Origin of the sequence: Pseudobacillus sp. FSL P4-0506 (assembly GCF_038003025.1) — a bacterium.
GTDB lineage: Bacteria > Bacillota > Bacilli > Bacillales > Domibacillaceae > Pseudobacillus.
The window spans coordinates 135,208-156,337 of the sequence record NZ_JBBOOI010000002.1 but is presented as its reverse complement, the minus strand read 5'-3'; the positions used below and the strand labels follow the sequence as shown (position 1 = coordinate 156,337).

Genomic DNA, 21,130 nt, shown 5'->3' with positions numbered 1-21,130 from the left:
TTCAATGAAAAGAAAGATCCCTTTTCTTTTATTAATGATCGCTTTCCTCATAGTTCAACCGATCATAGGACAGGCAGCAATTGGGGTTGTTGAACCAAATATACCAAAAGGAAACTGGGTAAACCCTCAAAAATCCCATGTTTATGAAATAACAAATAGTAACGAAACAAGATTTATTTATACAGAAGATTGGGATATTGAGGTCGATGGTGCAGTTAAAGGGAAAATGATGTTAATGCGCCCTAAATCCAATAACGCTCTAGGGTTAACCTTTGCTCATCAAAATACGCTAAGACAATGGGCTGAAGCTTTTAATGGAAACCCGGACTTTGTAGCAAGTCGTACACCTTCGGAAGTGCTTACGAATATACACTATCCTGGCTCATATAATCGGTTTTATTCAAGGAAAATTGCCGAAATGAGTGGAGCTAAAGTTCTTGGTGTTGAAGGGACGGGGAAATACACAGAGTGGGGACATCAAATAGGTAAAGTATTGATAAAAACAACTCCGTGGCCAAAACCACAGATAACAGGTGCATCTACTGTACAAAAAGGACAATCAGCCACTTACACGATTTCAGGAGAAGAATTTAATCCTTATAGTGAGTCGATTTCATGGAAGTTTCTACAAGGTTCAGCAATCACTGATAAGGGAGAGAAAGCCAGTGATACTTTCAATAAAACTGTAAAAGTCACTTTCGACAAATGTGGAGATAATGTATTAAAGCTTTATGCAAAGGATTCAGTCGAAAGGGAAAAATCAACTACAAAAACAGTAAAAGTTGAAGGGTGCGAAAATGATGGAGGAGGAAATACGCCAGTTGATCCCGATCCTAACAAGCCTGAGCCTGTCCCTAAACCGCCTGATACGGGTGAACAAGGCGGTGCTGGATCAGCTAAGGGAAAGGCTTTCTGGGAATTAAGAAGATCCAACACAAATGAAGAGAGCCAAGTGTATATTGAAAGCCGTTTTACTATTAATGGCGATCACTATGCCACTCGTAATGCTTCTCATTCTGTTCAATTTGCTGGACGCACAATTCAACAGGTAGGGGCTATCCAGTCAACAGCACCAGGACGATCCGTGAAAGGATCTAATCTAAATTATACTTTTCAATACGAATACACGAATTGGCCAATTGGATGGGAATGTAGTCAGTCCGGGGTTGATGAAGAGGGAAATTCAACTTGCCTGAGTTGGACGTTTAACAGTAATCCCGATTGGTCAAGAGCACAGACATTTCGTTTATCAGGATCAATACCAATTAATCACAAGCAAGGTGAAACTATAAAGGACAACTCTATAGAGGGCATACTAACTCAAAAATGGATCGTTGGTAAAGAGGACAACTGGAATCCAAATAAAAGTACGAAAGATTACTATGAGCAATGGAAAAAATCAAGTGATTCAAAGGTGAAATCCCAATACAATTTGAAAACACAAACTACATTGCCAATCACGCCCGGATCACTCATATATGATGTGGATCTGCCTTCAGGGGAACATTTAAAATCTGGATTTCAAACATTGAAGAAAGAAAAAAGCAACGGTTTCTTTTTTCCACAAGACATAGATGATAGTTTGAAAAATGATTATAAAAATCGAAGTAAGTATTCCTCTTATACTTATGCTTTTCCTTTGCAACAAAGTGTATTGAAGGATAAAGGAACATCTGGAAACAAACGAATATTTGAGTATGGTTATGTTACTGATCTCTTTTTCATGAGTAAGTACACGGGATTTGCTGTAGGCACACCATATGCACAAAAAGTAAAACAAAACTTTGTGAATGGCACTCCTATTCCTTCTTACAATTCTTTGATGCAGGAGGGGAAACAGAAATTAAGTGATTCATTTGAATCGGCAACAGGAGAGAAGTTTGTTGATGAAGTGTTATACACGAAGTCAGCAAATGAAATGGATCGCTTACAACGTTATGCAATTCCAGTAAGCCCTACTTCACCATTGAAACCGAAACAAAACTACAAAAATCATATTGTTCTCGAAAATATGGGGTTAAGTGACTTGATCTTTGAATACGATCAATCATTTAAGTTTGAACATTATCTTTTTGGATCGGGTACTGATGAAGCTTGGATTATTGAACAGCCGGAATCGAGGATAAAGCTAGATCATCTAAAATCTGATGCCATTCATACAATCGAAATCAAAGATAAAGATAAAAAACAAATGTACAACCTCAGTTATAATCGGCCAAAAGAAAAGTTACATAAGTTCCGAGTAACTGATCGAGATATTACTACAAAAATTGAGGTCATTGTTGGCGATCTGTAAAGTAAAAAAGCAAGAGACTTATAATTTTAGTCTCTTGCTTTTTTGTGTTATGGAAACGTTATTATTGTTTAACTATTATCAAGAAATCCCTATAAAACACAGACGTTTCCATAAAAAAATGTTATTCTGTTCTTTTAAAAACAGATAAAAGTATATTCTTGTTTCAAGAAAAAAGTTTACTTTAAGGGTGGGGGTGTCGTGTCTGAATTGAGAAGTTATTTTAAAGGTGCGTGGGTTTTTATTGTAACCCTAGTGGCTATCACAACGGTTTTTCTTTCATTAATACTCTATTTATTTACGAAATATAAAAAAATTAGTTGGGATGAGGATGCTTATGCTGCTCTTTCTTTAATTGCTACATCATTAGCATCAATAGGTACTCTGATTCTACTATTCTTCACTCTTCTAACATTTATGGAAACTAGGAAGCAAAGAATAGCCCAAGAGGAACCGGCAATAACACTAAGGATGCATCCAGATTCCAAAACGTCAAACCTTCTTAATTTACACCTTAGAAACTCTGGAGGCAGTCCAGCTTATGATTTAACTGTAAAGTTCGATCCTGATTTACCTTATGGAGATAGCACATTGAATCAACTTCCAATGTTGAAAAGGATGCCTTTGCTTGATAAGGGAGAAGATGTATCTTTCCTTTATGACTCTGCTATAGAGTATTTTGCTACTAATAATCCTAGAAAATCAACTGCACATGTTACTTACTATACTTTGCCAAAGAACTCTCGATTTGCACGAAAAAAAACTAGAAGTTTTGAGGTTGATTTTGAAGAAAGAATGGGTCAAATGAACACGATTAAGAGGGACATGAATGATTTGGTAAAGGAAATCCAAGAACTAAAACATGCAATTTTTATTTCTAAAATTGAAAAACAAAAAAATGAAAGTAGTGTTACAAAAAATGATTGGAGCCATTTTTTCTAAAGGGAAAGAGCCTTTAATTTTAGAGGAATGTATGTTGTTTATAGGCTTGTCATGGTATGAGATTGGCAGTACTTATGTATTTGAAGAACATCAAACGCACAAAGTTGGAAAGTTTGAGGAACCGTGGCGTAATCGTCATATTGTTACGGAACATATGAATTATGGCTATTTTTCTTCTCTACCTCGTAGTGGTGTTTTCACTTATGAGTTATTGGAAAGTGAAAGTGAAAAGGCAGCTATAATTGGTTATTCAAAAGGGAAAAAATACTATGTATATGGTATCTCAACAGATAAGTATCGAGATAGATTTGATGGTAAGGGTTATTCTGCTGTTTTCAAGTTTAGATTTCTCGAATTAAAAGAAATCAGTAAATAATCTTTTTATAATCAAGAACAAATTCGGGACAATTACCGGACTATTTCGGGACAATATGAGAACTATTTAAGGACAAAAAATCGAATTTTACATGGTATATTATTAGTATCAAAAGAAAAGGGCTTTCCATACAGGTTCGTGAAAAGCATTGAGAATAATATTAATCCAAAGAAGCTAATTGACTTTATGTCAACAATTAGCTTCTTTTTTTATGCTTTTCAGCGTTCTGAAGAATAGTGGAGAGCGCTTTTTTTATGACATTAAAGGGGTGAGAAAGCAAATGAACAACAAAAAAAAGGTTCTTGTAACTTCTTTAGTTCTTGTAAGTGTAGCTGCATTATTTGCGCTTGACCAAAAACGAAAAGCTGACGCTTGGTAGATCTCACGTTAAAACAAAACAACAGTGAAAGGAGGGGGAACGATGGGTGAACATAAAGGGGCTATTACAATAATCATTGCAGTTTTAGTTGTATTCGGTCTTTTTGTCGCTTTCTCAACAGATGTACTAGATCCACTTTTAGATAAGATCGGTGTTGCTTTTACTAGAATGGTGGATAATGTTTTCGCTGGTTCGGGAATGCCAAAGTAAAAATGATACGATTACAAGTTGTTTTAATAATTGAATAAAGAAAGGAAGGGAAATCGTGCAAAACCAAGAGTTTTCACAAAGTCAAGAATCTTCACAATCAAGGGCGTCTAGTAATAGAAGACGCTCTAATTCTAAACCTGCCAAACCTTCTGGATTTACTGAATTTGAAGTTTTAGCAAAAGAAATTTTGTCTGGACAAAATATTTCTTACTATGAATGGCTTCATAAAAAACATCAAGAGGTTGTCCTGAATTTTAATCTTTCTAATAAAGATGAAATTGCACAGCTTGCAAAGGAGTGAATGAAATTTGGATAAAGTTGTCTCTACTTTTACAGGCGTAGCCGCTGATGTTAAAACTGTAGCTCCGCCATTAGCCGGGTTAGTCCTTATTATTATTGGGTTAATATACATGTTTGCAAAAGATCCTCAACGAAAAGAATCTTGTACAAGTTGGATGATCAATGTTGGGGTGGGTTTCGGACTGGTTTACTTAGGTGCATCATTAGTCACTTGGCTTGGAACAAAAGTTGGTGCTGGCGGTGGATTCTAATAAATGAAATTGGGGTAATCAAGTTTAACTTATTAGTACTTGATTACCCTTTTTTATTTTTGTGGAAAGGAGAGTAAATAAAAATTTGCGAAATTTGTTCATACGATTTAGTGATGAAGGAGAATATTTACGTGAAATTGATGAGGATAGATTTTATTTTTTATGCGAGGCAGAAGAAATTGTACAAAGAATGAGAAAACGATTAAATCGTGAAAAACGAGTTATAGAACCTAAGTCCTTTGAATGTTGGATTGATGGTCAACAATTAGTAGTTACTCAGGTTTTTTTTCAAAACGAACAGTCTCTTGAAAATCAACTGAAAACCACTATTTTAAATTTTGAGGAATGGGAAGAAGATATTCGACACAAGTATGCTAATAAATTGCGTGAGTATGCTGAACTAGAGAGACAACTATTTTTAAATAAAGAATTTCAATCATTTGCTGTACGAATTGATCAGACACTTGGAAGGGCTGATGTAAGTCCATTTCCCTTAGTATTAGATGTTCAACAATTAAAACAACTGTTTGATGAAGTATATGTGCATGTCACAACTGGATTTTTTTCAGAGCTAGAAGAAATTATAACCACGGTAAAAACAGCATTTCAAGCTACTATTGAAGAAATGACAGCACATCAAGATTACCAAAATAATGATTTGAAAAAGGCTGCTTCTATTTGGTTTCAATCAGAAAATAATTTTCAACGGTTTGTTCAATATGCGACTGCTAGCTATCAATCTATTCCTAAAGCAAGGCTGGAAGCATTATATATACGGTTTTCACCTTACCAAAAGTTGGAAAAGTACTTGTTTGATAAGTATGTAGAGCTTAACGGATTTACAAAAGCTCATGAACTGCATGTTAAGCTGATTTATCAATTTTTAAGAAAGTATGATGAGATTTTGTTTAATGGTTTTGTTTTGAACACAGATGAAATTATTGAATCCCTCGTATTTAGTCCAGTAATATCCTCTTATTGGAAAAAGGTGCGTGATGTGGATGGAGAAGAACAAGAAAGTCATTTACCAAAACATTGAAGATGCTCTAATAGATTTGAATGCTAGTGATAAAGGACGCTATTTTATGTGTACTTGTCCAGAGTGCGAAGAACGTGAAGCTTTCATTTATAAGAACAATTTAAACTTTATTCAGTGTAATCGGCAAAATGAATGTGGTGCTAGAATGATAATTCACTTTCAAGAAAAAGAAGAAACTTTATCTTCTCATCAGTTAACAAACGCTTATCCCACATTAACTAACAAACAAGCCCACAGCTTAGAAATGATTACTCGTTATTTAAAACATATGCAGTTTCAAGTAGAAAGTAAAAATTTAGAAGGGGGATATAGAGGGCTTTCCCGAAAAACAATAGAACCTTTTTTAATAGATTTAAGTCATCCTTTACTAGTAAAAAAAATGTTTGAACATGGGAGAGAACTATTTCCAAAGAATTATCAAGAAAATGATTGGATGTGCAAAAGAAATCTAGTCTTTCCAATATACGGTGAAGAAGGCTCGGTAGATCGTATTTTGCTACGGTCAAGTATTGATCCCTCTCTTGAACCTAAAGAAATTCAATTAATTGTCAATCCCTCTAAAGAGACGAGGGATTTTTTTATTGATGTTTCGTCAGAAGCAGAATTAATTGTTATTGGAGAAAGTGTGTTAGATGCAGCCTCATTTAGAGAGATTGATCCGGCTATAGGATTATATGCTCTGACAGGTGCAGCTAAATCAAAAAGTTTAAGTGACTATCTTGTCAAAGAAGCAGAAATGATCAAAGAGAAAAAATTTGTGATTGCTCCAGATGATGACATAGCAGGGTGGAGAGCAGCAAGAGCACTTGTTAATTCATTAGAAGTGATAAGAGCTGATTATCAACTTTTTACTACTCCTTCTAACATAAATGATCCGAATCAATATTTAACACAAGACTATGAGGGATTTAGAGAAAGCTTTCAACAAGTCAAACGATCTTTCAGCCATGAAGATAGAAGTTTCATAGACATAAAAGAGAAATCAGATGTAATTGCTTTTTGTTCCTCTAGGTTAGATGCTATTTCATTTCGGTGTGTTGATTCAAAAATAGGAATTGTATCAGCAGGGAATGAAGAAATCCTGTTGAAAATGAAAGAACTACTCAATAACCCTTTAATAGAAATAAATCAAAAGAAAATTCTGCTTGCTATGCCGAAAGATCCTAAAGGGATATATGCTACAAAACAACTAGAAGCTCTATTAAAAGATGAGCAAGTTCATTATCAAGTTTTTACTTATCCTTCGGGCATAAAAAACATTAGTGATTTTTTTAATCATAGTGAAAAGAAGTTTAAAGCAGCTTATCAACAAATGCAATTAACAAGTTCAGTCCATAAGCCAAGAGAAAGAGCATAATAAGGAAGGTGGCCAAGTATGTTTGATGTCGATTATTTTAGAAAAAATTTGAAGGAGAGAATTGAAAAAAGAAAAAAGACATTAAAACACTACGAACAGGCTTCCGATCCCCACAATGACAAAATGTGTGAGTTGTTAAAAGAGGAGATTAGCACACTAAATTGGACAATTAAAGAGACTCATAAGGAAACCTATTACAAGAACAAGAAAAAAGAGAGGAGGATAATTTAACATGGCGACACCATTAAAATGGTTGATTGCAGCTTTGCTTTTTATGGCTCTAGTGTTAGGAATCTCTTATGCCTCCTCTGTACAGAACATTACAGTAAGAACCACATCAGAAGCAGAAGTTTTAGCCGATACTGTAGCAGCAGGTGCAATCCGAAATGAGTTAAATGAAAACGGAAAGCTAGATCGTGCTACTGAATATGTCAATAAAGAGGAGTTAGTAGCAAATTTATCAGCGAATCTTACTGCTGTACAAAAAAATCATCCTTATGATATTAAACTAGATTATGTATTTGTGGATGGCAAAGGGAAAGTCACAGAAAGTGACCCGGAGATACGAGGAATTCAATTTCGTGTACAGTTAGTTGATGACAAAGGAACAGTCAAAGGTACAGCAGAGAGGCATCTTTCATTACATCAACTAGAGTCGTAGGAAAGGAAGTGACATTATGGGTGAAATGAAAGCAGCTATTTTTTCAATGGCTCTATTCATTGGAGTACTATTCCCTGGACTGCTCATGATAGGTATAGATAGTCTTCATAATCATGGTTTTATGAAAGTTACTACAGAAGTAGCTGAATTGGTTAAAGAGGAAGGCGGAGTAACATCTAATGTAAATCGTGTGGTTGATTCTTTAAAGGATAAGGGGTATAAAATCACTTTTAAAGATTCAAACGGGAATATAGTATCTGGAAAACGAACGTTTGGAGATACCATTTATATCGTGTACAACTATACGTATCAAAGTGTTAAAAATAAGCGTGAGTTGAAATCACAAAATGTTGTCCATGTGATGAGAAGATAAATACATTTATAGATGTATGACGTTAAAAAAAGAAAGGGGTGTGAAAGGGTTGAAAGACAGGTTGTTTTTAGAAAGAATAGCCAACACAAAGATATTAATTGTTGTTGTGGCGGCTTTCTTATTTATCAGCTTTTTTCTAGCTAATTTTCTCCTAGCTTTCTTACAAGAGATATTACGGGTTTTAGAACAATTTGCTGAGAACCCTGAAAACGTCCACTTTTCTCTTACGGGGAAAAGTTTTTTTGTGTTTCAAGAAGCATATTTCCCTTTTTATATGGGATTTTACATTATTGCGTTAGTTGGAGTAGTGAAATTTGTTTATAACGTTCGCTTAAACTATCAATCTTTAAATGAAGGACAGCATGGAACGAGTGAGTTTGAAACAGTTAAAGAGTTAAAAAAGCAATACAAAATTATCCCTGCTTCCCAAAAAGAATATGAGGGGGAAGGTGGAGCGATTGTTGCCGGATTGCAGGAGAAGTATCGTCCTTATCGTTTATTGATTGATGAGGGACCAGTTCACACAATGTTGATTGGTATTTCTCGGTCAGGAAAAGGAGAGACTTGGGTAGTTCCAATGATTGATGTATTGAGTCGTGCTAAAAATAAGCCGAGTCTTGTAATCAACGATCCAAAAGGAGAGCTGGCAGCAGCTAGTTATGAGACATTAACAAAAAGAGGATACGAGGTACATGTATTTAACCTAATTCAGCAACATATGTCTATGGGATTTGATCCACTAAAAATAGTTGTAGATGCGTGGAAGAAAGGGCAAACTAGCTTGGCTCAACAATATGCGAATAGTGTGGCTTTTAGTCTTTATAATGATCCAAACGCTAAAGATCCCTACTGGTCAAATTCAGCTAAATCATTAGTAACAGCAATTATATTGGCATTGACGGAAGATGCCGTTGCTACTGGGAAAGAAGAGAAAGTAAATATGTATTCAGTCGCCAACTTTCTTTCAACTCTTGGAAGTGACAATGATGATCAAGGAAACAATGCATTGGATCTATTCTTTAAGGCAAGGGATGAAAATAATCCAGCTCGAATGATGTATGCAACCAGTAACTTTGCGGCAGGGAATACAAGAGCAAGCATCTTCTCTACAGCAATGGATAAGCTACAAATTTTCACACTAGAACCAAATGCAAAGTTAACTAGCTATAACAGTGTACCACTAAGTGATGTTGGATTCGGTGACAAGCCGATTGCTATCTTCATGGCCACACCTGATTATGATGAGTCTAACCATGTGTTGGCAAGTATCTTTATTAGTCAACTTTATCGTGTCAATGCTGAAAAAGCTACCATGAGTCCAAATGGAAAGATGCAAAGACATGTGCATTTCATATTAGATGAATTCGGTAATATGCCGACAATTGATGGTATGGCTGGAATGGTGACAGTAGGAGCCGGACGAGGATTCCGATTCCACTTAATTGTTCAAGCATATTCGCAAGTGAAATCAATGTATGGAGAGGAAGCTGACACGATCATTGGTAACTGTTCAAACCAAATTTATATATTGACTAAGGATGAAAAAACAGCTGAACAATTTTCAGCGTTAATAGGAAAGAAGACAATTACGGATATTGGCCGAAGTGGAAAACTCTTATCTACAGATAAATCACATAGTGAATCTGTAAAAGAGCGTGCATTATTGATGCCGGATGAATTAATGCGTTTAAAAGAAGGAGAGTCTGTAGTTGTTCGAGCAAATAAACGACAGGATAATAAAAAACGAAAAATAGAGCCTAAGCCGATATTTAATCGGGGTGTTACAGCTCAAAAATTCAGATGGGAATATTTATCGGGTGACTTTGATACAAGTCGATCAATCATGGAGTTACCTATTATGTCCTCTACTTATCATGATATGGATTTGAAAGAAATGGTCTTTACTACAAAAACAGAAAACGATCAGTTTATATCAATGGGTAGCCTCATGGGAAGAGAATCCTTGTTAACACTTAGCAGGGACATCCGAAAATTATTGGCCATGTCAGGTGAGGAACTATCATCTGATATAAACTTTGAACAATGGTCGCCTTTACATTTGTTTAGTTATCTGACTTACCAAACAGATATTCAGCCGAGTATGTTTGCGAGAGTGATAGAAAAATGTTTAGCAACTTACATACCTGTATCTGTTTTAAATAGATGGATCAAGCAAATGAAGCAGGTTAGAGACAAACAAAGTCTAGAAAGAGTCAATGAACTTACTAGCCAAGAACTGTATAAAGAAAATTATGAGGAAGAACAAGTTGAAGATGAAGATGAACAAAGTGAGGTTGACATAAAAGAACAATTAAAAAATGAAATAAAAGGAATGGTGTAAATTGATCACAGAGCTGATAAAGGAAAACCATTTGAATATGTATTTGTCCTATTTCCGAATGGATAAAAAGAGATTTTCACGTGTTCGGTATGTGTATGGGGGAATTCTCTTTCTTATTTTCGCTTTGGGAATCTTACTTATCAAAGAGTACCTTTGGTTTATCACATTACCAGTTGCTTTTTATCTCGGTTATAAGATTCCTTTTTTAAATTTAATCTTTAGTAAAAGAAAAAATGATTTACTAAACTCTTATTTGTTTCCTCAATTTTTACAAAGCTTTCTAGCGTTGCTTTCGTCGTCTGGAAACGTGTACCAAACATTAGTGGAAACTATTAAATATACCAGCGATCCGCTTCAGACGGAGCTAAAGAGACTTGTAGAGAACATCGAACAAGGGAATCGTCGTGATGATTATTTAGCTTTTGCAAACTACATTGGAACAAGTGAAGCCTATATGATCATGGATATGATTTATCAATTTAGTGAGTATGGAGTAAAGAAAGAAGCCTTAAAAGAGTTAGAGAACTATATTTACATTTTACATGAAAATAAAACGGACGAATTAATTCAAAGAAAAATGATTGAAATGGACAAGTATAGTTACATGCCAATTTTTATTTCTCTAATTGTATCATTTGGTTTTGCTGCTGTTATTTTCTTTCATTACTTTAAAGACATCACGAATGCAATTAGTGGATTGTAATTTTATAAAGAAAGGGGGGAGTTGACTTGAATGAATTAAGAATGAGCTACACGATTCTAAAAGAAATTGCGGTATTGAATGTAGGTTCAAATGGTTGGACTAAAGAAGTGAACTTAATCAGTTGGAATGGTGCTGAAGCAAAGTACGATATAAGATGGTGGCCACCTAATAAAAAAGCAATCGGAAAAGGAATGACATTAACTCCTAAAGAGATGCATGAGCTAGGCAACGTTTTACACACATTACCACAAAACTTGCATGAAGAATATAGAAAGGAGAGTCTTTCACATGGAAGCTAAACAAATAGAGGAGAAGAGAATACAAGAAATTTTGGAAAATAGTTTTATTGGTGAATATATAAAGGATGAAGGTATTACGGATATTAAATTTAACGGTACATCTTTACGTCTACAACATAATGAAAAGGGACGATACCCTGCTCCAAAGCAACCTAGCTATGAGGAAGTAAAGCGTCTGATTAAACAGATTGCCGATATTCAAAAGGAAGAATTCACTAATGCCAAGCCAGAGTTAAATACGGAAATTGGTTTCCTAAGAGTGAATGCTGTTCATGAATGTATTAGTGAAGATGGGATGACTTTTGCTATCCGTGTCTCACGTCCAAGATTAGCGGTTTCTTCGATTTCCGATCTTACATCGGGTGTGCATACAGATGTTGAGAATTTACTAAAAGTATTAATGTTAGCAGAAAGTAATATTTTGATCAGTGGTAGAACAGGGACAGGTAAAACGGAATTACAAAAATTGCTTGTTAGCTTCATTGATGAAGACTCTAATATTATCCTGGTGGAAGATACAAGAGATAGTCACATTAAAACACTTTATCCTTTAAAAGATATTAGTAGCTGGAAAACGATCTCTGATAAATTTACAATGGCCGATTCTGTGCGAGCCGCATTACGAAATAACCCAGACTGGATCATTATTGCAGAAACTAGGGGTGCTGTATCTGCTGATGTTTTAGACAGCGCAAAGACAGATCACGCAATCATTACGACCATTCATGCAAAAGGTGCGATGAACATTCCTTCTCGATTAATCCCTATGATACGTCAATCTCCTGCGTATGCTATCATAGATGATCAATTAATTGGAAATGAAATCATCGAGTTTTTACGTTTCGGGATTCACTTACAATCAAAAGTAATAAATGGGAAAACAGTTAGACGTATTAAAGAGATTGTAGAATACACTGATTTTACTGAGAAAGGGGCTGTTGGAACTTACTTGTATCGGGAACTAATTAAGTATGATCCGAGTTTAAAAGAATACCGATTTGAACAAGAGTTTAATCCTTTGTCACAAAAAGTATTAGATAGTATAGAGGACAAAGAGTTATATCATCTGTTGCCAGATGTGTTCAAACAAGAAAGGAATGAAATACATGCCATTTAAACAAATATGGAAAGAGATAAGAGTTCTGTTCAGTGGATGGGAACTCTTATTTCATTTGATTTTCTTATTTCTTTTAAACTATGCGTTCTTTTATTTTATCTCAGAGTCCTACATAGTGAGTCTTTGTGTAGGGGGGATAGGATCATTATTTTTCTTTTTTAACTTTACTTATCGACATAGGAAACTGGATAAGCATCAACTTCATCTTAAAGAGCTATTAAAGTATGTTACGAATATGATCTTTTTTATGCAGGCAGGGGAAAATGTTTTGCATTCTTTAAAAGCAACAAGAGAAACCGTTACTGCGGATATTCAGAGGGACATTGACAAAACTATTGAGGACATTGAAAACAATGCAGCATTAAATACAACACACTTCGAGAAATATGAGTTTCCTTCGTTGGATCAATTTCACCAAAATTTAAAAATTAAATATGATCGAGGAGGAGAGGCTAACGACCTATTCAAACAGGTACAGCATAATATGATGTTTGAATTAACTAAACGGGATGAACTCTATAAAAAGAAAAAAATATTTTCTTTTAATGTTTATATTCTTTTAGGAATGGTTGCCTTTATTGCTGTTATGTTACGCACAGTTGTTTCTGAGTTATGGGAAATATTTCTCTCCGTTTCAATTGCAGGAGTAGTTGTGCTGCTATTGATGTACGGTGCGATACTATTAAACCTTTATCTTTTGCAAAAGAAAAAGGTAGATATATCGGTTCGTTTATAACTTGTGTAAAAGAGTGAAAGTGTAAAAGTATACAAGTGTAAAAGTGAAAGGAAAAGATGATATGAACAGCAGAATAAAGTTTCTTAAATGCCTCTTCAAGAATGGTTTGTCTTCTCTATTAGCTGTCTTTTTACTACTAGGAGTGTTGTCCGGGTGTGAGAGTTCATCACAAAAAGGAATGAATGAACTGACTATTTCTCAACTAAAAAAAAGTTTGAGAATCATGAAACATTTATTTTGTTTTCTTTCACTGCTAATAATAATGACATAGAAAAAACAAAACTAATTGATGCATTTCATGACTCTTTTCGTCGGGCTGGCTTAACTGCTTATTACATTAATGTCGGAGAGATGGGTAATAAAGAAGCACAAAAATTATCTCAAACATATATTCATCCAAAATCAGAGAATATGTGGAACCCTTTCTTTAGTTTATCCCTTGTAGAAAACGGTGGAGTTAACACATTAATGACTAAAGAGATGACCTCTAAAGAGGCAAAGGATTTATTCAAGAAAGAAGCAAAAGACAATGTAAATCATTTAGAGGAAATTTCGAGTATAGATCGGGACGTTAAAAAGATACTGGAATATATACAAGTTTCTCAAATAAGTTTGACTGACCAAAAAGGATCTACCAATTAGGTAGACCCTTTTTGGTTAGGTGAAAGGAGTGATCATGTGAGCGATGATCAATTGATTGATTTATATAAAAAGTTAGATCATATCTTGCATATTAGTGACGGATGGTTGTGGCAAGACGCTCTTCGGAATGTCGGTGGAGGTCTTGTATTTTTATTATCATGGTTAAATACATTTATTGAGAATATTGTAGATAAAGTCATTACATTAAATAACTTCTATGCATCAGAGCCGGTTCAAAACTTTATGAACACTGCTCGCCCTATTATATGGGGGTTGTTTTTGCTTGCCCTTATTGTATTAGGGTTTCAATTTATGTTAAATAAGATCGACAAGCGCAATGAAATATTCTTAAATGTTATTTTGGCTGCTTCGATGGTTGTGTTGATACCTGATTTAATGACTAATATGGGGAAGTTAACCAATGCAAGCATTAATCAAATAAATCCAAAGGAAGAAAGCCTTTCAGCAGGAATAGTTAAAAGCAATGTAGCAGATGTACTTTATTATGCTCAAAATGACTTTAGGTTTTCCAAAAGTAATTCAGGTGAAGGAGGATTGCCGCCTCGTCCTGCTGACAGAAGCAATCCTGAAGTTGGAACAACAGATTTCACTTATGCGAATCGTTTATCTGAGAAGTCTTTACCTTATATCTCGTTTAGTGAGAAATTGGACTTAAAAGAGGATGACGGTTGGATTAACAAGGAAGATTGGGTAAAAGATCTGGATGATGATACTAAGAAAGTTCTACAGAAGAAGCTTGCAGCTACAGGGAATGGAGATCAATTTGTTGTAAGAGATCTGCGTGACAATCAAGTAATAGGAACTAATTTAGGTCAGGAAAGTTATTATCGCTATCATGTGAACTGGGGCGTATTAACCTTTTCATTGGCTGTAACAGCTTTTGCCATGCTAATCACTGTGGTTAAAATAGGAAGATCTATTTTTGATCTTGCCTTTCATCAAATTTATGGAATGTTCGTAGCTGTGACCGATTTAACAGGAGGACAGCGAACCAAAAAAGTCTTGGTTGAAATTATGAACACGTTCGCAATTATTTTTATTATGATGATGCTCTTAAAAATCTTCATAATGTTTGCAACGTGGTCAAATGGTTTGAAAGCTGACATTGGAGGAATCGGGGTATTATTGCTACTTATTGCTGGTACATGGGCTTTAATTGACGCACCTGATATTGTACAACGGCTGCTAGGAATTGATGCAGGACTACGCAACGGCTCACAGGCTTTGATGGGAGCTTATGCAGGGGCTAAAACAGCAAGTGCAGGAATTGATGCAGCGAAAAAAGGAATCAATGGACTTGGTAAGGCAGGAGTGGGTCTAGCTAGTGCGGCAAACTTTGCAAGAAGGTCTGTTTCAGGAATGATGAGTAAAACGCCACAAGAACAAGCAAAGAGTGGCATACCCAAAATGCCAATTAAACAGATTCCTAATAATGCGGAAGGAAATGAGGATAATAGAGATTTGTTATCTAATAACTATGACAACCAAAATGTAAAGGGAGCAGTTGGAGAAATGGATAAAGAGAAAGATAACGATATGCCTATTCCTCAGTCTAATGAGAATGATAATGGTAGAGATGTTGTAGTTCCGTTAGGAAGAGAACTATCAGCAGCTAGTTCAATTCCTGACTCTGATCAAAGCAAAAATCTCAGCACAAATAATTTATCAGAAGGAAATAGTTTGTCAGAAGGAAATGAAAAACCTGGTATATCGACGATACCAACTGAAAAAAGCTCTTCATTGGAATCTAAGAAAGAATCCAAGTCAATTCCTTCAGGGCAAGAATCTAAACCAATTCCTTCAGAAAGTTCAGAAACAAAGCCGGGTTCGGCTGTGCCTAAACCTGCGGCTGTCTCACCAACTAATTCAAGTGAATCAAGTAAAGTTCCTAGCCAAGTGAGAGAAACAGGTACTTCGCCAATGCCAAATACAACGAGTCAACCAAGCTCAAAAATAAATTCAAATGTTCAACCAATTAATCATAATGGAAATAGTAGAGAATCAGCATTAGCAGTTAAAAATGATAATCCTGCTGCGCCAATGCCGGATACAAACCATGCTACAGGCGAGTCTACTTCTTCGGTATCGAGTGTTCCGTCTGGAAGAATGGATAAAGCCGTAAACGATGCTACTATTCCTGCAAGTGGTCAATATACAAGTAGTCAACCTGCAAATGGACAAGGACAGGTTAGCAATTATGGACACAAGCAAGCGTCACACTCTAATACACTTATCGGAGGAAATCGAGCTGTTCAACAAGCCAAAGAAACAATTGTAAGAGCAGGAAATAGTGGGTTTTCTTTAGGGCAGAATATTAGAAAAGCAACTACAAGTTTAGGGCAGATCTCGAATATTAAAAATCAAGTCTCAGCAAAAAACCGCTCTTCAGAAATAAGGCCAGCCAAGCAAAGAAATGAGAGAAAGGGGATTAACGAATGAAATATAACATTCCAAAGGAAATACGATCTAAGCCTAAACTTTTTGGCTTAGAAATGAAGGAGCTATTCATTTTCGTGATTAGCTCTCTTTTTATTTTTACCGTATTAAAGGATCTTGTTCACAGCGTCTTTACAATTCCATATTTTCTTGTGACAGGCTTGTTGCTATTTTGGGCATTTATGCCGTCAAGCAATAATCCGGGAGTGAAAAACTATATGTCTGTTTACTTGTTTTTTAAACACAATCGCCATTTTTACTATTCTATTGATACTAACAAAATTCTAAATGAGATGTTATACGGAGACAAAGCTAAGGAAGGAGGAGAGAGTCAGAATGGCCAAGCAAGAAATTAATACATTGAAACCAATTGTTGTTCCGACATATTCAGAGACGAATAAAAGAAAAGAAAATGCTTTTTTGGAGAAATTCAGAAAAAAGAGATTGAAAAGTAAAGGGAATGCAAAAACAAAAGTCGCCAAAAAGAAAGTGGATAAGGTACTAAGGCAAACACCAGCTATTTTGCCGTTTATTAAAGGAAATGAAGATTATCTTACTTTGAAAAATGGGGTAATGGATATTTTTCAAGTTAACACAAAAGACTTGTATTCTATGAGTGATGAAGATTTGCAATATATGCTATTATCTCAAACTCGGTTTATGCGTAGTTATTCTTATGATTACAAAGAAGTGGTGTTAAACTTTCCTGCAAACACTCAAAAACAAAAATTGTATTGGATGAAAAAAAAGGAGAAGACAAGCGATCCACTTCGTTTAAAATTTATTGACCGTAAACTGTTTGAACTAGATTACTTAGAAAGAGAGCGTACTAATCGGGAATTTTTCCTTTTTATTTATGCTGATACTCCTGAACAGTTAGAGGAAAGAAAAAAACAAGTTATTCGTAGTATGCAGCACTCGTTTCCTTTAGAGAAATTAACTTTAGATAAAAAAATTGATGTTTTATTTCTGTTAAATAATCAAAACTCGAAAATTTGAGGTGAATTGCATGAAGACGTTGCTTAATAAATTTACACATAAAGCAAAGCCAAAAAGTAATGAACAAGTTGAAAATAAAAAGAAAAATGAAAAATATGATCCCTCCTTTCTAGCTGCTATTCAGCCAGTAGGAGGTGTTTCATTTAAGGATAAGTACATACAGAAAGGTGATGGATATGAAGCATGTATTCATATTTGGGACTATCCTTCGGCTGTCGATGAATTATGGTTAGAAAAGTTATCATCCATGCGTGATGTAATTCTTGTTAAAGATGTATCAACTATGCAAAAGGATCAAACAATCTCTTCTATTAATAAAAGTATGTTGGAGCAAAATACACGTTATATGAGTTCTAAACATCAATCTGAACGAATGGATGCCTCTCATAGTTATAGTGAGTTAGAAGAGTTATATAAAAGTATTAGCCAAATGGGAGAGGTAGTTAAGCTCATGCACATTCGTTTATTTGTGCATGAAAAAACGATCATGCAGCTAGAGCAAAAGATTCAAAGTATTATTACGGATTTAACCTCTTATGGATTTAAGGGACAGATCTTTTTAAATGAATCTCGATGGGAATGGCAATCGTTATTTCTTCCATATAAAGAACAACAAAATTTGCCTAACAGCCGAGAAGGAAAAGGGCTGCCAGCTCTTTCTTTAGCTGCTGGATTGCCGTTCCATTTTGCAGAGTTAAACGATGAAAAAGGTAGCTATGTAGGTCTATCGTTTACAGGCGGGAATGTTATCTTTGACATGTTTCACAAGGATAAGAAAAGAAGATTCTATAATGGTGTAGTCGTAGGTACAATGGGTGCTGGAAAATCGACTCTATTGAAAAAATTAACAACAGACAACACTTGTCGTGGCAATTTTATCAGAGGTTTTGATGTTACAGGAGAATTTAGTACACTTGTGGATGCATTACAAGGAAAAAGCATTAGTTTAGACGGAACTCAGGGAATTATCAACCCATTACAAATTTATAAAGTAGAAGATGGAGGAGATACGGCTAAAAATGAAGAGCTGAGTTTTATGCAGCATCTTTCTAAAGTAGCTACATTTTATGAATTTATTGCTAACGATCCCTCTGCGGAAGAGCTAGAAGAATTCAAGAAGCTCTTGCGCAATTTTTATGATTCTCTTGGGTTTTCAGAAAAAATTGGTACAACAGGTGTAACAAATTTGCCAAATGAGGAGTATCCGATACTTAGTGATTTACTGAAGTTTAATCGTGAAGAATTGTATGAAAATCCCGATCAACGGATTATTCGACCTGAACTTTCAACTGCACGCGCCAATCGTTTAGAAAAGATTGAATTGGTTCTTGATAATTTGGTTCATAGTTATGCCTATCTGTTTAATGGTCACACTACTTTGCCTGAATTTACAAACGAGCAAGTTATCTTTTTTTCTATAAGAAATTTGACTCGCTTAGAGAAACACATTTTTAATGCTCAGATGTATAATGCTTTAACATTGATTTGGGATAATCTAATTCAAATTGGTGCTCCTCAAATGAAAGCAATGTATCAAGAAGGATTTGATATAGATGATGCGGCACGCTTCTTAGTTATCATTGATGAAGCTCATCGTATGGTTAATTCTGAAAATATGTTAGCTGTTAACTTCCTTACAGACTTTGCTAGGGAAGCACGTAAATACTTTGGTGGTTTACTGTTAGCTAGTCAATCAATACGAGATTTTGTACCTGATCATTCTGATTCAGAAGTAGTTACTAAAATTAGAACATTGTTTGAATTGACTCAATACAAATTTATTATGCAACAAGATTCAAATACTCTTGATGCATTAAGGACTATCTTTGAAGGGCAAATGAGTGAGAGTGAGTTAACACAAATTCCTCAATTCCAACAAGGAGATTGTTTATTATCAATTAATGGTGTCGGAAACTTGATGTTTAGTGTAGAGGCATCATCCGAAGAATTAGCCTTGTTTACAGGGGGAATGTAACATGGATAAAGCGACAAAGACAAAGTTTTTTATGCTTGTGGCCATTGGTTTAGTCATTGTTAGTGTCGCCGCATTTAACATATTTAATAAGGAAGAAGGTAAAGAAGACTCTGATTTTGAAGATGGTTTTGGCCAAGTAAATTATGAAGAAGAAACCAATAAGAATGAGCTTGATGTTTCTGATCCGATTAAAACAGAAACGGATTTTTCACAGGATGATCAGAACTATGACAAAGAATATACAGATCAATTTGGAGCTGATTCGTTGAAGTTAGCAAAAGAAACAGCCCGTAAGGCAACTACTATGTGGTTGCAAGATGAAGATGATCTGTCTGCATGGGAAGGAATTTCAGATCCTTCTTTTTTTATGTCTATTAAAGAAGAATTAGCAACTGGATCAGATGGAATTACACGAAACATTAAAGAATTAGAGTTATTTTCTGTTGCTTCTGATGAAAGTGATGAAGTGAAAATTGAAGTAATTGCTACATGGGATATAATGAACGGTCAGACAGTTGTCAAAGAACAAACACAAGCCATTTATGTCACACTCATTCAATCTCCAGAAGAGAATAAGTGGATCGTGAAAGGTATTGTTTAACCATGAAGAAATTGCAACAAGCAGTTATAAAAGCACTTCAAAAGAAATTAGTTTTATGGATCATTGGATTATTTGGAACATCGGGAATTGCAATTACTGTAGTGTTTGCCATACTTGTACTAGCCATTCTAGGGGCTGTTGTAGGATCATCCAATAACAGCAGTTCTCCAGATGGCTTCTCGTCTTCTTGCTCTATAACAGGAGAGATTGATTTGGCTAAATTTCAAAGCACTCTTGCAGGTGCAGGAAAACTAAAAGGTACAGAAAACACCATTATTAAAATAGCAAAAGAACAAGGGATTGATCCAGTACTTTTTGCTGCCATTGCTCTTCATGAAACAGGATTTGGAACGTCGAATGCAATAAAAAACAAAAATAATCCCGGGGGCTTAATGGACCCCAAGACAGGGAGTAAACGCTTATATGTATTCGCAACATTAGAAGAGGGATTAGCAGCTATGGGAAGAACTTTGCATAACCGTATTATCAAAGATGGATTGAATACGATTGAAAAGCTCGGATCAGTCTATGCTCCACTCGGTGCAGCTAATGATCCGAATAATTTAAACAGTCATTGGGTTCCACGTGTTACTGAATATGCTGCGCAACTTGGCGGCTTGACAATGAATTGTGAGGTAACAGAAGGACTAGAGGGATTGCCGCTTGATCCTAATGTTGGTGGTGCAACTTTTAAAGCAATGAAAGCAGAATTTGAAAAATATAATGGATGGAAGTATACATGGGGCGGTGCAAGTCCGAAAACTTCTTTTGATTGTAGTGGACTAACTCAATACATTTATAAAGCTATCTTAGGTGTTAATATCCCTCGAACGGCAGCAGCGCAATACTCAGCAGCAAAAAAAATTCCTGCTTCTGAAGCGAAACCAGGCGACTTAGTTTTTTATAAAAATACGTACAAGCAAGGAATATCTCATGTCGGAATTTATGTAGGTAATGGGATGATGTTTAACGCTCAATCAAAGAAAAAAGGAATCCGTTATAACCCGGTTAAAGATAATTATTTTAATGACTCTCGATTTGCCGGTTTTGGTCGTTTTGCAAGTATTGACTAGGTGGTG

23 protein-coding genes are annotated in these 21,130 nt (G+C 35.3%); all 23 read left to right on the top strand.

Translation table 11 applies throughout. The annotated features are described in order from the left end of the window. The first annotated feature begins 4 nt into the window (after positions 1-4). The 23 genes from MKZ02_RS22685 (at position 5) to MKZ02_RS22575 (ending at position 21,124) form a co-directional block, all read left to right on the top strand. Entirely contained in the window at positions 5-2,296 is a 2,292-nt protein-coding gene (locus MKZ02_RS22685; RefSeq protein ID WP_340856723.1) for a hypothetical protein, read from the top strand. 198 nt (positions 2,297-2,494) lie between these two features. Next, positions 2,495-3,235 carry a hypothetical protein gene (locus MKZ02_RS22680; RefSeq protein ID WP_340856721.1) on the top strand — a complete coding sequence of 247 codons (741 nt, stop codon included), beginning with the start codon at positions 2,495-2,497 and terminating at the stop codon, positions 3,233-3,235. Then, entirely contained in the window at positions 3,213-3,611 is a 399-nt protein-coding gene (locus MKZ02_RS22675) for a hypothetical protein (protein WP_340856719.1), read from the top strand. Before MKZ02_RS22680 ends, MKZ02_RS22675 begins: the two co-directional genes overlap by 23 nt. 421 nt (positions 3,612-4,032) lie before the next feature. Continuing rightward, positions 4,033-4,200 carry a hypothetical protein gene (locus MKZ02_RS22670; RefSeq protein ID WP_340856718.1) on the top strand — a complete coding sequence of 56 codons (168 nt, stop codon included), beginning with the start codon at positions 4,033-4,035 and terminating at the stop codon, positions 4,198-4,200. Positions 4,201-4,255: 55 nt separating this feature from the next. Then, positions 4,256-4,501 (top strand): hypothetical protein, encoded by a 246-nt coding sequence (locus MKZ02_RS22665; protein WP_340856716.1) that lies wholly within the window; start codon positions 4,256-4,258, stop codon positions 4,499-4,501. Between the two features lie 7 nt (positions 4,502-4,508). After that, complete coding sequence (locus tag MKZ02_RS22660; RefSeq protein WP_340856714.1) at positions 4,509-4,751, top strand: pilin; 243 nt, start codon at positions 4,509-4,511, stop codon at positions 4,749-4,751. Positions 4,752-4,836: 85 nt separating this feature from the next. Next, a complete protein-coding gene (locus MKZ02_RS22655) occupies positions 4,837-5,790 on the top strand; it encodes a hypothetical protein (protein WP_340856712.1) in 954 nt (317 codons plus the stop codon). Continuing rightward, entirely contained in the window at positions 5,753-7,147 is a 1,395-nt protein-coding gene (locus MKZ02_RS22650) for a toprim domain-containing protein (protein ID WP_340856709.1), read from the top strand. Before MKZ02_RS22655 ends, MKZ02_RS22650 begins: the two co-directional genes overlap by 38 nt. 18 nt (positions 7,148-7,165) lie before the next feature. After that, positions 7,166-7,378 carry a hypothetical protein gene (locus tag MKZ02_RS22645; RefSeq protein WP_340856707.1) on the top strand — a complete coding sequence of 71 codons (213 nt, stop codon included), beginning with the start codon at positions 7,166-7,168 and terminating at the stop codon, positions 7,376-7,378. A gap of 1 nt (position 7,379) precedes the next feature. Further along, positions 7,380-7,808, top strand: a complete 429-nt coding sequence (locus MKZ02_RS22640; protein WP_340856705.1) for a hypothetical protein — start codon at positions 7,380-7,382, stop codon at positions 7,806-7,808. A 16-nt stretch (positions 7,809-7,824) separates the two neighbouring features. Continuing rightward, complete coding sequence (locus MKZ02_RS22635) at positions 7,825-8,181, top strand: hypothetical protein (RefSeq protein WP_340856703.1); 357 nt, start codon at positions 7,825-7,827, stop codon at positions 8,179-8,181. A gap of 16 nt (positions 8,182-8,197) precedes the next feature. After that, entirely contained in the window at positions 8,198-10,522 is a 2,325-nt protein-coding gene (locus MKZ02_RS22630; protein ID WP_445324344.1) for a VirD4-like conjugal transfer protein, CD1115 family, read from the top strand. 1 nt (position 10,523) lies between these two features. Continuing rightward, a complete protein-coding gene (locus MKZ02_RS22625; protein WP_340856699.1) occupies positions 10,524-11,225 on the top strand; it encodes a flagellar assembly protein FlaJ in 702 nt (233 codons plus the stop codon). A 26-nt stretch (positions 11,226-11,251) separates the two neighbouring features. Beyond that, positions 11,252-11,524 (top strand): YdbC family protein, encoded by a 273-nt coding sequence (locus MKZ02_RS22620; RefSeq protein WP_340856698.1) that lies wholly within the window; start codon positions 11,252-11,254, stop codon positions 11,522-11,524. Beyond that, a complete protein-coding gene (locus tag MKZ02_RS22615; RefSeq protein WP_340856696.1) occupies positions 11,514-12,641 on the top strand; it encodes an ATPase, T2SS/T4P/T4SS family in 1,128 nt (375 codons plus the stop codon). Before MKZ02_RS22620 ends, MKZ02_RS22615 begins: the two co-directional genes overlap by 11 nt. 268 nt (positions 12,642-12,909) lie before the next feature. Further along, positions 12,910-13,377 (top strand): hypothetical protein, encoded by a 468-nt coding sequence (locus MKZ02_RS22610; protein WP_340856695.1) that lies wholly within the window; start codon positions 12,910-12,912, stop codon positions 13,375-13,377. Between the two features lie 237 nt (positions 13,378-13,614). Then, positions 13,615-14,019: a hypothetical protein gene (locus MKZ02_RS22605; protein WP_340856693.1), complete on the top strand. Its 405-nt coding sequence runs from the start codon at positions 13,615-13,617 to the stop codon at positions 14,017-14,019. 36 nt (positions 14,020-14,055) lie between these two features. Next, positions 14,056-16,479: a pLS20_p028 family conjugation system transmembrane protein gene (locus MKZ02_RS22600; protein ID WP_340856691.1), complete on the top strand. Its 2,424-nt coding sequence runs from the start codon at positions 14,056-14,058 to the stop codon at positions 16,477-16,479. Further along, positions 16,476-16,832: a DUF5592 family protein gene (locus MKZ02_RS22595; protein ID WP_340856689.1), complete on the top strand. Its 357-nt coding sequence runs from the start codon at positions 16,476-16,478 to the stop codon at positions 16,830-16,832. Before MKZ02_RS22600 ends, MKZ02_RS22595 begins: the two co-directional genes overlap by 4 nt. After that, positions 16,813-17,475: a hypothetical protein gene (locus MKZ02_RS22590; protein WP_340856688.1), complete on the top strand. Its 663-nt coding sequence runs from the start codon at positions 16,813-16,815 to the stop codon at positions 17,473-17,475. Before MKZ02_RS22595 ends, MKZ02_RS22590 begins: the two co-directional genes overlap by 20 nt. Before the next feature lie 10 nt (positions 17,476-17,485). Continuing rightward, complete coding sequence (locus MKZ02_RS22585) at positions 17,486-19,450, top strand: VirB4 family type IV secretion system protein (protein WP_340856686.1); 1,965 nt, start codon at positions 17,486-17,488, stop codon at positions 19,448-19,450. A gap of 1 nt (position 19,451) precedes the next feature. Continuing rightward, positions 19,452-20,051, top strand: a complete 600-nt coding sequence (locus MKZ02_RS22580; protein WP_340856685.1) for a hypothetical protein — start codon at positions 19,452-19,454, stop codon at positions 20,049-20,051. A 2-nt stretch (positions 20,052-20,053) separates the two neighbouring features. Then, a complete protein-coding gene (locus tag MKZ02_RS22575) occupies positions 20,054-21,124 on the top strand; it encodes a C40 family peptidase (RefSeq protein WP_340856684.1) in 1,071 nt (356 codons plus the stop codon). Positions 21,125-21,130 lie beyond the last annotated feature (6 nt).